12 protein-coding genes and 1 pseudogene are annotated in these 14,635 nt (G+C 71.9%); 8 read left to right on the top strand and 5 right to left on the bottom strand.

From position 1 onward, the window contains the following. Positions 1-120: 120 nt before the first annotated feature. Positions 121-2,943, top strand: coding sequence for an amino acid adenylation domain-containing protein (locus AB0F03_RS33710; RefSeq protein WP_361999171.1), 2,823 nt, complete (start codon positions 121-123; stop codon positions 2,941-2,943). A gap of 495 nt (positions 2,944-3,438) precedes the next feature. On the opposite strand, the gene AB0F03_RS33705 is transcribed toward AB0F03_RS33710, so the two are convergent. Further along, entirely contained in the window at positions 3,439-4,998 is a 1,560-nt protein-coding gene (locus AB0F03_RS33705) for an ABC transporter substrate-binding protein (RefSeq protein WP_361999195.1), read from the bottom strand. Between the two features lie 2 nt (positions 4,999-5,000). Further along, positions 5,001-5,357, bottom strand: a complete 357-nt coding sequence (locus AB0F03_RS33700) for an FUSC family protein (protein WP_361999169.1) — start codon at positions 5,355-5,357, stop codon at positions 5,001-5,003. On the opposite strand from AB0F03_RS33700, the gene AB0F03_RS33695 reads away from it, so the two are divergent. Continuing rightward, on the top strand, positions 5,286-5,708 hold the full coding sequence (locus AB0F03_RS33695) for a DUF6294 family protein (RefSeq protein WP_361999167.1): 423 nt from the start codon (positions 5,286-5,288) through the stop codon (positions 5,706-5,708). The genes AB0F03_RS33700 and AB0F03_RS33695 overlap by 72 nt on opposite strands. Before the next feature lie 88 nt (positions 5,709-5,796). Here AB0F03_RS33695 and AB0F03_RS33690 read toward each other — a convergent pair whose 3' ends face one another. After that, positions 5,797-6,900 (bottom strand): alpha/beta hydrolase, encoded by a 1,104-nt coding sequence (locus AB0F03_RS33690; protein ID WP_361999165.1) that lies wholly within the window; start codon positions 6,898-6,900, stop codon positions 5,797-5,799. A 500-nt stretch (positions 6,901-7,400) separates the two neighbouring features. Here AB0F03_RS33690 and AB0F03_RS33685 point away from each other — a divergent pair, with 500 nt between their 5' ends. The 6 genes and pseudogenes from AB0F03_RS33685 to AB0F03_RS33660 all read left to right on the top strand — a co-directional run bounded on the left by AB0F03_RS33685 (position 7,401) and on the right by AB0F03_RS33660 (position 12,817). Further along, a complete protein-coding gene (locus tag AB0F03_RS33685) occupies positions 7,401-8,372 on the top strand; it encodes a hypothetical protein (protein WP_361999162.1) in 972 nt (323 codons plus the stop codon). Further along, positions 8,372-8,881 (top strand): MaoC family dehydratase, encoded by a 510-nt coding sequence (locus AB0F03_RS33680; protein ID WP_361999159.1) that lies wholly within the window; start codon positions 8,372-8,374, stop codon positions 8,879-8,881. Before AB0F03_RS33685 ends, AB0F03_RS33680 begins: the two co-directional genes overlap by 1 nt. A gap of 32 nt (positions 8,882-8,913) precedes the next feature. Next, positions 8,914-9,594, top strand: coding sequence for a DUF4232 domain-containing protein (locus tag AB0F03_RS33675; protein WP_361999157.1), 681 nt, complete (start codon positions 8,914-8,916; stop codon positions 9,592-9,594). A 238-nt stretch (positions 9,595-9,832) separates the two neighbouring features. Further along, positions 9,833-10,000 (top strand): annotated as a pseudogene (locus AB0F03_RS33670) (IS701 family transposase); the annotation flags it as partial. A gap of 652 nt (positions 10,001-10,652) precedes the next feature. Further along, positions 10,653-11,363, top strand: coding sequence for a polyprenyl diphosphate synthase (uppS, locus tag AB0F03_RS33665; protein WP_361999155.1), 711 nt, complete (start codon positions 10,653-10,655; stop codon positions 11,361-11,363). Beyond that, the gene (locus AB0F03_RS33660; RefSeq protein ID WP_361999153.1) at positions 11,360-12,817 is read left to right on the top strand and encodes an oxygenase MpaB family protein; all 1,458 of its coding nucleotides are present in this window, start codon (positions 11,360-11,362) and stop codon (positions 12,815-12,817) included. Before uppS ends, AB0F03_RS33660 begins: the two co-directional genes overlap by 4 nt. Before the next feature lie 13 nt (positions 12,818-12,830). Here the strand turns inward: AB0F03_RS33660 and AB0F03_RS33655 are convergent, their stop codons facing one another. Beyond that, positions 12,831-13,169 (bottom strand): hypothetical protein, encoded by a 339-nt coding sequence (locus AB0F03_RS33655; protein ID WP_361999150.1) that lies wholly within the window; start codon positions 13,167-13,169, stop codon positions 12,831-12,833. A 301-nt stretch (positions 13,170-13,470) separates the two neighbouring features. Beyond that, complete coding sequence (locus AB0F03_RS33650; RefSeq protein WP_361999147.1) at positions 13,471-14,367, bottom strand: VOC family protein; 897 nt, start codon at positions 14,365-14,367, stop codon at positions 13,471-13,473. Positions 14,368-14,635: the final 268 nt, after the last annotated feature.

Here is a 14,635-nt window from a genome sequence, read left to right as displayed (position 1 = left end):
CTTTTCGGGCACACCGATCGGGCGTTCGGGCAGGCTTGGCCGAACGGCGCGAAATAGTTCCCGGGGCAGCGAAGATCAGGCAGATCGTTTTTCTCTCTGACGGTGACAGGACCTTTTTCCATGCCCCACGCGCTGCTCGACGAGGACGGTGGCGAGCACCGCCTGTCGTTCTCCGTTCACTTCCACGGCGACCTGGACCCGGCGGCGCTGGACCGCGCCCGTGACGCCGTACTGCGCAGGCACCCGGCCCTCGCCCGCGGTCCGCTGTGCCGTGCGGTACTGGAGCCGGTCGGAGCAGGCGAGCACCGGCTGCGGGTCGTCGCCTCCCGGCGGGTCTTCGACCACAGGTCGGTGGACGTGTTCGTGAGCGACCTCGCCGCGTTCTACCGCGCGGAGACGAAGGGCACCGATCCCGGCCTGCCGGAACTGGCTCCCGGCGGGAACGAGGAGCAGCGGATCGGCGCCGCGCTGCCGCTCGCGCGGCGGTACTGGGCGGCCCACCCGGTCGACGGCGGCCTGCTGCTCCCCGGGCTGGACGGAGCCGGCCTGGGCGTCCGGGGCGTGCGGGACGGCGCGGCGGTGGAGACGGGCGTGGCGGCGGGGCTGCGCAACGCCCTCCACGACGTGGCCGAGCGCATCGGCGTCACCCCGTACGCGCTGATGGTGGCGTCCGTGCACGCCGTGCTGTTCCGTTACGGCAACCCGGCGCCGGTCACGGCTCTCGACTTCGACACGCGCGCCCCGGGCGAGCACGCACGCATCGGTGACCTCGTCAACGAGCTGCCCTTCTCCTCCGCTCCGCAGGGCGGCACGCCGTTCGCGGAGTTCGCCCGGGAGGTCGGCTCCGGACTGCGCGCACTCCACCGGGTGTGCGACGTGCCGCCGGTCCGTGCCGGAGCGGAGACGGCGCAGGTCCCCGTCCACCTGACCTACCGCCAGTGGACCCCGGCGCCGTGCTTCCCCGGTGTCGTCGCCACGGTGGACCGGGAACCGGGGGACGGCGCCGTCCGCCACACTCTCGACATGGCCCTGCTGGACGGACCGGACGGCATCGAGGCGATACTCCGGTACCCGTCGCGCTCGCTGACGGGCGACGACGTGCGGGGCATCGGCCGGCACTGGCTGTCCGTGCTGACCCGCATCGCGGCCGCCCCGGACACCGCGCTGGCCGAACTGCCCCTGCTGGACCGGGAGGAGCGCGACCGGCTGCTCGCCGAGCACAACGGCACCGCCGTCGGCCGTCCTCCGGCGACCGTCCCGGAGCTGTTCGCGGAGCAGGTCGCCCGCAGGCCCGACGCGGTCGCCGTCATCCACGAGGACCGCCGGCTCACCTACGCCCAGCTGGACGCCGCCGCGACCCGGATCGCCGGCCGGCTGCGCGACAAGGGCGTCGGTCCGGGAGATCTCGTCGCGGTACGGGCCGGCCGGACGGAGTCGCTGCCGGCCGGGCTGCTCGGCGTCCTCAAGGCCGGAGCGGCCTATCTTCCGCTCGACGCGGAGTATCCGGCGGAGCGGCTCGGCTTCATCGTGGCGGACTCCGGGGCCGCCCACGAACTGACAGACACCGAACTGGCCGCCGCCATCGGGGATTTCGTCCCTCCCGAGTCGGCGGCTGCCGCGGCACCGAGACTCTCCGCGCCCCTGCTCCCGTTCCCGGCCCCGGACGACCTGGCCTACGTCATCTACACCTCCGGCTCGACCGGCCGTCCCAAGGGCGTGCGGATCGAGCACCGGTCACTGGTCAACCTGCTGCTGTCGATGCGGGACCTGCTGGACTCCCGGCCGGACGCCCGCTGGCTGGCGGCGGCCTCGGCGGCGTTCGACATGTCCGTGCCCGAGTTCTTCCTGCCGCTGGTCACCGGCGGCACGGTGGTCATGGCGAGCGGGGCCCGGACGCGTGACGGCTCGATGCTGCGCGAGCTGATCGACCGCGAGCGGGTCACCCATATGCAGGCGACCCCGACCGGCTGGGCGATGCTCCTGGACGCCGGCTTCACCGCGCCCGCGATCACCGCGATCACCGGCGGTGAGGCCCTCCCGCCGACACTGGCCCGGCGGCTGCGCCCCAGGGTCGGCAGACTCGTCAACCTGTACGGGCCGACCGAGGCGACCGTCTGGTCCACGGCGGACGAGATCGGTCCCGAGCCGGAGCGGGTGACGATCGGCCGTCCGCTGGCGAACACCCGGGCCTACGTGCTCGACGGGCGCCTGTCACCGGTTCCGGTGGGCCTGCCCGGCGACCTCTACCTCGCCGGCGCCGGGCTCGCCGCCGGCTACCTCGGCCGGCCGGAGCTGGACCGGGAGCGGTTCCTGCCCGAGGTCTCCGGGCCGCCGGGCAGCCGCATGTACCGGACCGGGGACCAGGTGCGGCGACTGGCCGACGGGCGGCTGGAGTTCCTCGGCAGGGCCGACGACCAGGTGAAGCTCAGGGGCTACCGGATCGAGCTGGGTGAGATCGAGTCCCGGCTGCTCGCCGTGCCCGGCGTGGACCAGGCCGCCGCCGCGGTGCGGGAGGGCAGGCTGGTGGGCTACGTCGTCGGCGGGGCGGACGGAGGCGGGCTGAGGCGCGCGCTGGCCGCGTCGCTGCCGGCCTACATGGTGCCGGAGACGTTCGTCGCCCTCGACAGCCTGCCGGCCACACCGAACGGCAAGCTCGACCGCTCGGCGCTCCCGTCGCCGCCGGAGGCGGCCCCGGCGGCCGGGTCGGACCCGGAGGACCTGCTGGCGTCGGTACGGCAGATCTGGTGCGAGGTGCTGCGGGTGCCGGACCTGGGCGACACCGAGGACCTCTTCGACCTCGGCGGCCACTCGCTGACGGTGGCCCGGATCTCGGCGCGGATCCTCGACCGGCTGGGCGTCGAGGTGCCGTTGCTCGCCTTCTTCGACGCGCCGACGGTCCAGGGCCTGACCGCGGTCATCGCCGACCTGCGCACCCCGGACTGACCCGCCCCGCCGGGGACGGCCGGCGGGAAGGCGGCCCCCGGCAGCGGACACGGGGCACCAGCCGAGGGCACGGGCATGGCACGAGCACGGACACGGGCGCGGCACCGGGGCGCGGCACCGGCACCGGGCGCGGGCGCGGCAGCGGCAGCGGCAGCGGCAGCAGGCGCGCGGAAACAGGCGCAGGCACGGCGGCAAGCCGGCCCCGGCAACACGCCCGCCCCCGACAGCAAACCGGTCCCGGCAACAGGCGCAGGGGCAGGCGCAGGCACGGCAGCGGCCCGGCCCCGGCAACACGTCCGCTCCCGGCCGCAAGCCCGGCCCCGGCCGCAAGCCCGCCCCGACAGTGGGCGCGGCGCGTCGACAGGGGGCAACGAGGCGGCGGGCGGTGTCGGCCTCGCACGGTGGGCGTGGGCCGGGAAACGCTGACACGGCAGACGTCCGGCCGGTGTTCACCGGCGGGACGTGTGCCGTGCCGCGGGGCGGGTTCAGGCGGGCTCAGTCCTTGCTGATCTCCCAGAACCGGAACACCGTGGAGGGGTCCAGGCAGTAGTCGACGCCGTGGACGCCGTCGCGGACGACCGCGTACTGCTTGGCCTGCCACACCGGCAGGACGGGGATCTGCCGGGCCACGATGTCCTGGATCTCGCCGAACGTCGCGTCGGCGTCCGTGCGGTGGCTCTCGGCGGCGGTGCTCGGGAGCAGCTTGCCGGTGATGGTGCTGTTCTCGTAGTGGTTGCCCAGCACGTTGCCCTTGCCGAAGAAGGGGGCCGTGAAGTTGTCGGCGTCGGGGTAGTCCGGCACCCAGCCCTTGATGTAGACGCCGTACTTCCCCTCGGCGATGTCCCGCTCGTACCGTTCGTACGGCACGGATTTCACCGTGGCGTCGAACAGCCCGCTGTCATTGAGCTGTGCGGCGATCGCCTCCATCTCCTGGTCCGTGGCCGGGCCGTAGCGGATCGGCGTGGACCAGAGGGTCAGCTTCACCTTGTCGGTGATCCCGTCGGCGCGCAGCACCGCGGCGGCCCGGGCCACGGAGGGACGGCCGCCGTACGCGTCGAAGAAGGCCGTGGTGTGGCCGTCGATGCCGGCCGGGACGATCGAGTACAGCGGGATCGCGGTGTCCCGGTAGACCTCCTTGACGAGGGCGTCGCGGTCGAGCACGTGGGCGATGGCCTTGCGCACGGCGAGGTTCCCGGCGACGGGGTCGCGCATGTTGAAGACCAGGTGCTGGACCTCCGCGCTGCTGCCCTCGACGACGTCGACGTCCTTGCGGCCGCTCTGGAGGTCGATGTCGGAGATGTCCTGGGCGGTCAGACCCCGGTAGGCGACGTCGACCTGGTCGTCGAGCAGGGCCTGCTGCAGGGCGTCCTGGTCGCCGTGGAAGAACCGCAGCCGGACGCCGGTGTTCTGCACCCTGGCGGTTCCCTTGTACTGCTCGTTGACCGAGAAGACCGCTTCCTTCCTGCTGAAGCTGTCCAGCTTGTAGGGGCCGGAACCGACCGCCTGGCCGTCCGTGCGCAGCTCGTCCTTGTGGTACTGCCGGTGGTCCACGATGGAGCCCGCGCCGGACGCTATCTTGCTGGGGAAGGTGGCGTCGGGGACCTTCAGCCGGAAGACGACGGTCTTGTCGTCCGGTGTGTCGATCCTTTCGAGCGCGCTGAACATGACCGCCGGACCGGCCGCGTCGTCGATCCGCAGGGTGCGGTCGAAGGAGAACTTGACGTCCTGTGCGGTCAGGGGGTCTCCGTTGCTGAAGCGCAGGCCGTCCCTGAGGACGCATTTGAGGACTTTGGCGTGGCCGTCCGTGAAATAGCACGCTTCGGCGGCGTCCGGCTCGGGCTCCGTGCCTCCGGCGGGGAAGCTGAGCAGCGACTGGAAGACGTTGTTGAACAACAGCCAGGAGCCCGGGTCGTAGCCGGAAGCGGGGTCCGTGGCCAGTACGCCGTCGGACATTCCGACCACCACGCGGGGACTCTCGCCGAGGGCGGTACACCCGGTCAGCAGAGCGAGGGCCAGCCCGGCGGGGGCGAGCCGGGCCGGCCACTGGTTGAGCATGTTCACCGCATGTGCCTCATCTTGGTTCTCACTGATCCATGGACCTGTGCTTTTCGGGCAGGGGCCGGTCCGGCACCGCATGGAGAATCGCCGGAACCGGAAGTGGAGACCGGCACCGTCCCGACGAGCGCGCCGGCGGAATTGCCGGTCAGCAGGGTCACCGCGCCGATCGCGGCCACGCCGACGAACGTGCCGGCGCAGCGGTACAGCGCCCGGCGCAGAACGGGACCGAAGTCGGGTTGGTGGATGAACGCCACGGTCATGGGCAGCCAGTAGCCGCGTGGGCCGTGCAGCGGCAGGGCGATGACGTACGCGACGAGTACACAGGCGGCGAGCAGGACGGCGTACCGCAGATGCACGGCCCGGCCCGGCCGTGTGCATGCGGGCAGCGCCAGGGCCGCCTCCGCGTCGTCTTCCGGGTCGGCCCTCTCGTACCGTTCGACGAGTGCGCGTACGGCGGGCTGCGGTTGTACGCCGGCGGCCGCCTCACGTTCAGCGCACGGACCCGGACGGACTTCACCCTCAGCGGCGACGTGTGGCACGCGCGCTTCGAGCTGAAGAACTCCGCGGACCAGGGTCTGTTCACCACGTCGACCTGCGACAGCCCGACCATGTGGGCGAGCAGGAAGCACGACTGGACCGCGAACGGCACCTACGAACCGAGTGACTACGACGCCACGGCCAAGGTGACCCGGTGGGCCTCCTGCTGACGCCGGACGGGCGGACAACCGCGCGCCGCTTCCAGGGTCGGTGACGGGTCGGCGGCCCCGCCGAGTGGCGGGGCCACCGGGCGCGGGGTCAGCGGCCGTTGTGGAGGCCAGCGTGGAGGAACGCGTTGGCCTGGGCGACCGCAGCCTTGGCGGCGTTGGTATCGGACAGGGCGTTGAGCATCGCGAAGTCGTGGATCGTGCCTTCGTAGCGGACGGCCGTCACGTCGTTGCCCGCGGCGCGGAGCTTGGCGGCGTAGGCCTCGCCCTCGTCGCGGAGCACGTCGGCCTCATCGGTGATGACGAGCGCCTTGGGCAGTCCCTTGAGCTGGTTGAGGCTGGCGCGCAGCGGGGAGGCCAGGATCTGGTTGCGGTCCTTCTTGCTGGGGGCGTAGGCGTCCCAGAACCACTGCATGGCCTTGCGGGTGAGCCAGGGGCCGTTGGCGAACTCACGGTAGGAGCCGGTGGTGAACTTGGAGTCGGTGACCGGGTAGAAGAGCACCTGCTCGCGCAGGGCCGGGCCGCCGCGCTGCTTGGCCATGAGGGTGACCGCCGCGGTCATGTTGCCGCCGACGCTGTCGCCGGCGACGGCCATCCGGGAGCCGTCGAGGTTGATCTCACTGCCGTGCTTGGCCACCCAGGACGTGGCCGCGTAGGCCTGTTCGATGGCGATCGGGTAGCGGGCCTCGGGCGACGGGGTGTAGTCGACGAAGACGACGGCGGCGTGGGCGCCGTTGGCGATCTGCCGCACCAGCCGGTCGTGGGTGCTCTCGTCACCCAGGACCCAGCCGCCGCCGTGGAAGTACATCACCACGGGAAGCTTGCCGGTGGCGCCCGCGGGGCGGACGATGCGGACGGTCACCTTGCCGGTCGGACCGACGGGCAGCGTGCGGCGGGAGACGTCCGCGGGCAGCACCTTCACCGGGCCGGCCTGGGCGTCGTCCAGCGCCTTGCGGGCGTCGGCGTAGGACAGGGTGTAGATCGGCGGGTTCTTGGCCGCGGCGTCGGCGAACGCCTGGGCATCGTGCTCCAGGACCACGCCGGGCTGCGTGGCGTGCTGCCTCGCCTGCGACGACGTCGCGGAGGAGTCGGAGGTCAGCGCGTGGGCGGTGACGGCGAGGCTGCCGAGCGCCAGCGGAAAGACGGCCGCGAGAGCGGTCGTGCGCCCGATTCGGATGACACGGCGGGAAGACATGGAAGGGCTCTCCTGGATTCTCGGGCGACGGCGCGCGGGCCACGGCGCCCGGTGAGGTCGGGGGAAGGCGGGCCGGACCCGACCATGGGGCCCCTCCCGCCTGAGTGCGGCGAGGCCCGTCGGACTGCTCGCGGCGATCACGACGATAGGCAAGCCTTTCAGTGCGTTCTGGAACGAGAACGCACAGACCCCTACCTGTCGGTGCACTGTCCGGTGGGGCCCCGGACGCCGTGAACGTGCCGACGGCCACGGCGGTGCCGGGCGGGCCGGGAGCGCACGCAGGAGTGCCTTCCGCGGCGACCCGGAATGCACAGTCGTGTGCCACCAGTGCACTGAACCCCGGCGGTTCCCACACCTGTGCCCGGAGTGGGCGACGATTCAGGGAAGCCGCCGCATCAGGACGTCGGCTCCGTCACGCCGACCGCGATTCAGCTCCGGTGACGCCGAATTCGGCGCGGCGTACCGGCGGAACGTGAACCAGCAGGACGGAAAGGAAGCACATGCCGACAAGCATGACGGGGGCGAGGACCGCCCTCCTGGCCACGGCCGCGGCCGTGGCGCTCGCCCTGAGCGTCCAAGGCCCGGCGACCGCGGCCACCGCCCCGTTGTCGGACGTGCGCGTCGTGGCGCACCTGAACCTGGCTGACGGACAGCGGCCGGAGAACATCACCCTGGAGCCCGACGGCAGCGCCGACGTCACCTTCGCCTTCAGCCGCCAGGTCGCCCGCATCACCCCCGACGGCCGGACCCACGTCCTCGCCACCCTGCCGGCACCCCCGGCCGGGTCCGCCACCCCCGTCCTGACCGCACCGTTCCTCGGCGGGATCGTGCGCGCCCACGACGGCACGCTGTACTTCCTGTATGCCACCGGCACCACCGACCTGACCGGCGTGTGGCGCCTGCGCTCGGGCGGCACCCCGCAGCGCATCGCCGCCCTCCCGGCCGACGGCGTGCCCAACGGGCTGGCCCTCGACCGGCACAGCGGCCTGCTGTACATCGCCGACTCGCTCCAGGGCACGGTCTGGCGGGTGCCGAGCACCGGAGGCAGGCCCACCGCGTGGGCCGCCGCGCCCGAGTTGGCACCGGCCGGTTTCCTCGGAGCCAACGGCATCAAGATCCACGATGGCGCGGCCTGGGTGTCCAACCTGGACCAGGGCACCGTGCTCCGCATACCGATCGGCCGGGACGGCACCGCCGGCCGCGTCGAGACGCGCGCCACGGGCCTCGCCGGCATCGACGACATCGCCTTCGCCGGCGGCGGCAACACCCTGCTCGTCGCGCTCAACGCGGCCAGCGAGGTGGCCCTGGTCAAGCCGGACGGCAGCCACACGACGGTGCTGTCCGCCGCCGACGGGCTGGAGAACCCCACGTCCCTGGCCGTCCGGGGCACCACGGCCTACGTCGCCAGCGGCGCCTACGTCACCAACGACGATCCCAACCTTCTCACCGCCCGCATCGAAGGATCCGAGTGATGGAGACGCACCCCACCGCGTCACCGGCCGTCGCCGCGGCGGCCGGGTTCGACCCCGACGCCTTCCTCGTCGTACCGGGCAGGACGTTCTGGGACCTGCGCGTCGGCGAGGTCTTCCGGGCCCCCAGCCGCACCCTGACGGACGCGCACGCCGCGGCCTTCCAGACGGTGTCCGCGGACAACCACCCGGTGCACTACGACGCCGAGTGGGCGCGCCGGCACGGACATGCCGCGCCGGTGGTGCACGGCCTCCAGGTGCTCGCCTTCACCGCGCCCGGGGCCACCTTGTTCCCGCACCTCATCGGCGAGGTCTTCATCAGCTTCCTGGAGGTGTCCTGCACCTTCCTGGGCGAGGTCCACTCCGGCGACACCCTGTACCCGCAGCTCTCCATCACCGACCTGGTGCCGGAGGGCGACAACGGGATCGTGGTCACCGAGGCCACCGTCCACAACCAGCGCGGCGAACTCGTGCTGTCCGGACGGCACAAGTACCTGCTGCGACGTCGGTAGACGTCCGTGCAGCAGTTCGAGGAAGGCACACCATGACGCACCACAGAGCCAAGGCCGCCGCGCTCGCCTGCTGCGCCGCGCTCGCAGCCGTACTGACCGGCTGCACCAGCGACGGACCGGGCGGCGCCGCGGGCAGCGGCCCGGCCACGAACGGCACGGGGCAGCCGTCGGCGGCCACGGGCCAGGGGTCCGGAAACGGCGGAACCACGGGCCCCACGGACGGAACGACGCCAACGACGCCCACCGCATCCGCCGGCACCGGGACCGCACCGGCGTCCGCGGCCCCGCGGGGATCGCGCTGCCACAGCTCCGAGCTGCGCGCATCCATCGGACCGGACCACCCCGGAGCCGGACAGGAGAACTTCTCCGTCGTCCTGACGAACGGCTCCCGGCGCACCTGCACGGTGCACGGCTTCCCGGGGATCGCGTTCGTCGACAGCGCCGGCGACGCCGTCACACCGAACCCCGAGCGGACCGGCGGGCAGGACACGCTGGTCGTGACGCTCGCCCCCGGAAAGAGCGCCTGGGCGGCGCTGTCCTTCACCAATCCGGCTGCGACCCGGGTCACGACCGTGACACCGGCCGCCGTGCTCGTCACGCCGCCCGACGAGACGGCGTCGCTCAGAGTCCGCTGGACCGGAGGAGAAGTCTCCAACACGGGCAAGGCATCGGTCCCCCAGGTGAGTCCCCTCCGGCCCGGCGACGGCGGCTGACGGCCACCACGGCGCCGGAGAGCTGTCCGGCGCCGGGGCGGGGCCCGCACCGGCCGCACGCCATTCCCGTTCCGTCCCGCGCGTCAGGTCTACTGTGCGGGCGGCCGGAAGAGACGGCGGAGGCGCGGTGAGCGTTGCGGAGGGCGGGGAACGAGAACATGAGCGCCGTGAGCATGCCCGACGACAGCGGGGCCGTACCGGTCCTGACCGGACGGGACGCGCACCTCTGCCGGTTCCGCTGACCACCCTGGTCAGGGTCGCCGGATCAAGGTGGCGGGTGGAGGAGACATTCCAGACCGAGAAGGAGCTGGCCGGCCTGGACGAGCACCAGCTCCGCCGCTACCCCTCCTGGTCCCGCTGGGTCACCCTCGCCATGCTCGCCCATGCCTTCCTCGCCGTCGTCCGCGCCGACGAGCACACCTGTCCGGCCTCCGACGACCTCATTCCGCTGACCTGCAACGAGATCCAGCACCTGTTCGCTGGCACCCGATGGCGCCGTACGAGTATCCCCGCACGGACTGATCCGCACCACCGAGGACGGTCCAGCCGACCGGCCCGAGCCCCGGCCCGGACCACGGCCGCCCTCCACCGCCCATACCCACCTGCACGACCTGGTGCGGCCGCAATACAGCCGTCGCACCAGACCGCTCCCGCACGCCCTGCCCCCGGCGACGAGCGCGGCCGAAGAAAGGTGAAGAAAGGTACGGCGATGCTCAGCCGCCCACGCAGCCTGTCGTTCCGGCGGTCCGCTACGGGGAATCGGACACACGAGCTGAGGGTGGCGGCCACCCACTTGGCCGGTCGGGCCTCTTTCGCGCTGTCAGACTCCCAGGAGGGAACGCGCCGGTGGGGGCGTGGGTGAGGCGCCTGGGCGGTGAGACGGGGTGGGTGTGACCGAGCGCGGTACGGTCGAGCGTGCCGTTCCGGACGGGACGGAGCCGGCCACGAGGGACCATGACGTTCCGCGCGCACGCGCGGCGACGGGGGACGGGCCGGGCGGGCGACAGTACGGTGGCGGCCCCGATGGGCAGCAGCAAGGCGACGGGGCGGCGCGTGCGGTGCCGCGGCACGTGGCCTGCGTGATGGACGGCAACGGCCGCTGGGCGCAGCGGCGTTCTCTTCCCCGCACGGCGGGGCACCGGGCCGCTGAGACCACCGTCATTGACATCATCGAGGCGGCCCGGGCCTCCGGCGTGGAGTGGCTCAGCCTGTATGCCTTCTCCACCGAGAACTGGAACCGTCCTGGCACTGAGGTCGAATTCCTGATGTGTCTGGTCCGCCGGGTCGTGCGCAAGCACGCGCCATTGCTGCTGGCCCGGGGCATCCGCTGCCGTTTCCTCGGGGTCTCCGACCCGCGCATCCCCCGCGAGCTGGCCCGGGATTTCGAGGATCTGACGACGCTGACCGCAGACAACCGGGGGATGACGCTGACCGTGGCCTTTGACCACGGCGGGCGCCGGGACATCGTGGAGGCCGCCAGGTCGCTGATCCGCAGCAGGACACCCGCGGACGAGGTGACCGAGCGACTCTTCGCGGACCACCTGCCGTTCCCCGACACCCCCGATGTCGACCTGGTCATCCGCACCTCTGGCGAGCAGCGCATCTCCAACTTCATGCTTTGGCAGGTCGCCTACGCCGAGTGGGTCTTCCCCGAGGTGCTCTGGCCGGACTTCCGGGCCCCCGACTTTCTCGCCTGCTTGCACACCTACCGGCGCCGCGACCGCCGTTTCGGTGGCGTGCCGCCCCGCTCGAACGGAGACTCCTCATGACCACCACGGGAACGGCCGACGAGACGCCCCTGTTCGGCCCGGAATCACGGTTCAGTGCCTTCTTCGACGACCCGCGCTGGGCGCTGGCCATGATCCGCGCCACCGTGCTGGAGGCTGCCCACCCGCAGATCGGCGCCGCCCTCGTCGACAACTCCACCTTCGTCGCTCACCCTTGGCGCCGGCTGCGCAATACCTTCCTGAGTATGCGGCGCATGTTCGGCACCGACCCCGCGGTACGGGAACGGGAGGCCGCCCGGCTCAACAGGCTGCACGCCCGCATGAGCGGCTCCGATTCCCGCGGCCGTGCCTACGACGCGATGGACCGGGCGACCCGGGCCTGGGTGGTCGCCACTCTCTTCGAGAGCGCCGTCACCATGTGCCGGCTCAGCGGTCAGCCGCTCGACCAGGACACCATGGAGCGGATGTACGCCGAGTACCGCGCGTTCCTCGCCGCGCTCGACGGCGACGCCGCAGAACTCCCCGAGGAGCTGCACGACTTCTGGCGATACTTCGACCGGATCGTCGAGGACGAACTGGAGAACACCGAGGCGGCCCGCGTCATCCTCTACCGGCTTTTCGACCACCTGCCCGCTCCGGCGCTGCTCGACGGGGCACCGACGCTGTGGGCGGCGGGCCGGGCGGTCGCCGGTCCGTTGCTGGGCGCGATCACCGTCGCCTCGCTCCCCGAGCCGTACCGGCGCCGGGCCGGTTTGCCGGAGATGCCCGGCGCCTCCATTGTCATGCAGGGCGCCTACTGCGCCGTCGGACTCGCCCGCTTCCTACCCGAGGGCTGGATCAACGCTGAAAGCATCATCGAAGCCCTTTCCCTCTCACCCGACAGCGACGACCCCCGGGCCCGGACCGTGGCCGCCCTGGCCGCCCGCATGAAGCGGGCATCGGCGCTGCTCCGCCTCCTCACACCACTGAGCGGCGGCCCCGCCCCTGATCCGGCACCCTCAGCGGGTGCGGCAGAGAGCCGGCGTCCGGCGGAGGTGTTCTTCCGAAAGGTGCTGGACCAGACCGGCGACGGACATCTCGACTGGCCTGACCTCGCCGCCATGGCCCGTGAGCTCTCCACCCGCCTCGACCTGGACGAGCCCGAGGAGACCCGGCTCTACGACGCCTTCGCCGCCTGGTGGCGCGAGCTGCAGACCGCCCTCGACACGGACGGCGATGGCCGCGTCAGCGCCGAGGAGTACGCCGCCGCCGTCCCCTCCCTCGCCGGACCCGCACTCATCCGCGTCGCCGAGGTTCTCTTCGACGCCACCGACAAGGACGGCAGCGGAACAATCAACGCCGACGAGTACCGGACCCTTTTCCGCACCGCCTTCCACCGCGACCTCACCACCACCGACGGCACCTACAGTCAAAGCGCCTTCGTGGGCGACTTCCTCGCCTTCATGTCGGGCCGCCGCACAAACACCGCGTACGACCCCCTCCTCGCCGACGCCTAGAGCAGGTCTCTCCTCAGAAGGCACCGTCAGGATGCGAGGATCCGGAGCCGTCGACGGCGGGGGCCGCCTCGTCCGCGACTGCTGGAGGGAAGAAGAAGTCCTCGAGCGCGTCCGCAGCGAAGAGAAAAGCTACCGCAACGACCCGCACGCGATGCACACATGGAGAAGCCGCCGTGACCAGTGCCAGTCGGTTGCTCTCGAGGGTGACCGGTGACTCCGGGGCCGGGGCGTCCTCGTCGGTCGCGGTGTGGTCGGGCAGGAGGTCGGCGACGACCGTGCGGATCGCGCCGCGGCTGACGCCGTGCTCGCGCGCAAGGGCGGCGATCGAACGGCCCTCCAGTGTGGTGCGCACGGCGTCGGTCTTCGGGGCCGCCACGGCGGGGCGGCGCCCGCCCTTGCTCCACCACCGACAACGCAGGCGTGCCCAGGGCCGCCTTGGGTTTGCCCTCGTGCTCGATCGCTGCGGCGTCACGGAGACCGTTCAGGGGCGCCGCCGCCAGGAGCGGGAAGCCCAGCACGCTGCGCAGAAGGCCGGCAGCTGGTTCTCCCGCTTCCGCACCTGACCCGGGCAGGTCGTAGGCCACCCGATGCGGGAGGTGCAGACCCGGCCGCGCGGTTCCCGGCCGGCTTGGCAGTTCCTGCTGGCTGGAGTTCTAGCGCGGGGGCTCGAGGTTGCTGACGAATTCCGCCGGCGGGGGCGGGCCCCACAGCTGCGGTGGCACATCCCAGTCCTTGGGGATCCAGCAGTCGCGGATCTGGTCGATGTCGCTGAACCACTCGATCCAGCTGCCCCACGGGTCCGCCATGTAGTGGAAGTAGTTGGATCCCACGGTGTGGCGGCCCAGACCCCAGCCGCGGGACCAGCCGCGGTCGAGCATGCGCCTGGCTCCGAGAGCGATGGCGTCGAGCGAGGGCACCTCGTAACTGCCGTGGTGGAAACCGGGGTGAGTGCTGGCGATGAATCCGAAGACGTGGTGGTCGCCAGGGCCGGCGTTGAGGAAGGTCACCTTGCCAGGGATCCGGTCGCTGACCGCCAGGCCGAGTGCCTCGGTGTAGAAGCGCACCATGGGCTCCATGGCGGGGGTGAACAGCAGGCAGTGTCCGAGTCGGCGGGGCATCGCGTCTTCGGCCGTCTCCCAGCCGGGGGTGTCGAACCGGTGGTACTGAGAGCCGATGTTGGAGAGCACCGGCGGGATCTGCCGCGGGGAGGCGGGCTGTGTCTCCAGCAGCCGCACCGGGGTGCCGTCGGGATCAAGGATCCACAGACCGCTCTCCGGTGCACCGGCCGGCGGCTCGACAGGTGCCACACCGGCCCGCTCCAGCCGCTCGCGCAAGGCGTCCAGAGAGCCCGGCGCGACGCTGAAGGCGACGTAGAACAGCTGCTTGGCCGGCCCCTCGACCATGAGCACCTGCTCCTGCTCACGGCCCGGGCAGCGTGCCACCAGGCGGTTGCTCTCGGCGCTCGTCTCAAGCCCGAACGAGCGCAGGAACTCATCGGCGACATCGAGCCCCGGAACAGCGAGTGCGTAATGGTGCAGCCCGGTGATCATTCGTATCTCCTCTTACTGTGGTGCAAGGGCTCCAAGATCACGGCAGTGGGGATGTACCGGATGCCTGGCGGTCCTCGCGCAGGATGCTTTGAAGGGCGAGCGGGAACCGACAGTCGCCCGGCAGTAATGTCCGCGACGGGATACACGCGGGATGTGAGGTATTCCGGCGTCTGTCTCGTGTAAGAGGCGCTGCCAGTTAGCAGTGATCGCTCGGCGGCTCGTCTGAGCTTGACCGGCGTCAGCGGGGCGGCGGCCCGTCAGGGGGATC

The organism is Streptomyces sp. NPDC028722, from assembly GCF_040637655.1.
In the GTDB taxonomy this organism is placed as follows: domain Bacteria; phylum Actinomycetota; class Actinomycetes; order Streptomycetales; family Streptomycetaceae; genus Streptomyces.
This window is presented reverse-complemented; position numbering and strand designations above follow the sequence as displayed.

Excerpts from the sequence above, each read along its gene's own strand:
- AB0F03_RS33710 (WP_361999171.1), top strand. The coding sequence starts at position 121 with ATGCCCCACGCGCTGCTCGACGAGGACGGTGGCGAGCACCGCCTGTCG.
- AB0F03_RS33705 (WP_361999195.1), bottom strand. The coding sequence starts at position 4,998 with ATGCTCAACCAGTGGCCGGCCCGGCTCGCCCCCGCCGGGCTGGCCCTC.
- AB0F03_RS33690 (WP_361999165.1), bottom strand. The coding sequence starts at position 6,900 with ATGTCTTCCCGCCGTGTCATCCGAATCGGGCGCACGACCGCTCTCGCG.
- AB0F03_RS33685 (WP_361999162.1), top strand. The coding sequence starts at position 7,401 with ATGCCGACAAGCATGACGGGGGCGAGGACCGCCCTCCTGGCCACGGCC.
- AB0F03_RS33680 (WP_361999159.1), top strand. The coding sequence starts at position 8,372 with ATGGAGACGCACCCCACCGCGTCACCGGCCGTCGCCGCGGCGGCCGGG.
- AB0F03_RS33675 (WP_361999157.1), top strand. The coding sequence starts at position 8,914 with ATGACGCACCACAGAGCCAAGGCCGCCGCGCTCGCCTGCTGCGCCGCG.
- AB0F03_RS33660 (WP_361999153.1), top strand. The coding sequence starts at position 11,360 with ATGACCACCACGGGAACGGCCGACGAGACGCCCCTGTTCGGCCCGGAA.
- AB0F03_RS33650 (WP_361999147.1), bottom strand. The coding sequence starts at position 14,367 with ATGATCACCGGGCTGCACCATTACGCACTCGCTGTTCCGGGGCTCGAT.